The organism is Gilvimarinus sp. 1_MG-2023, assembly GCF_030548285.1.
Genome location: NZ_JAUOSC010001003.1, coordinates 1 through 272 on the forward strand (window position 1 = coordinate 1; position 272 = coordinate 272).

Annotated in this window: 1 protein-coding gene; it reads right to left on the minus strand. The window is 37.5% G+C overall.

Annotated features, from left to right (window positions below; translation table 11 throughout):
* Positions 1 to 262, minus strand: a 262-nt coding sequence (locus Q4563_RS19900) for a PLP-dependent transferase (RefSeq protein ID WP_303605747.1), incomplete at its 3' end; no start/stop codon positions are given.
* Between the last annotated feature and the right edge of the window lie 10 nt (positions 263 to 272).

Below are 272 nucleotides of genomic sequence, written 5' to 3' on the forward strand. Positions count from 1 at the left end.
ATATCCATGCATTGAAAGGACTCATGCACGGTCCTGTCAAACGAGAAAATAAATAAATTTCACGAATCAATTCTTTCTTACCCACAGTAACTCCTCCCATCACACGTCCTTGACCGTCCATTAATTTGGTTGCTGAGTGAATGACCAAATCTGCACCAAATTTGATAGGTTGTTGCAAATAAGGAGTTGCAAAACAATTGTCTATAATCAGTAAAATCCCATGTTTTTTAGCAATCTTACTCAACACTTCCAAATCCAACACATCTACACCA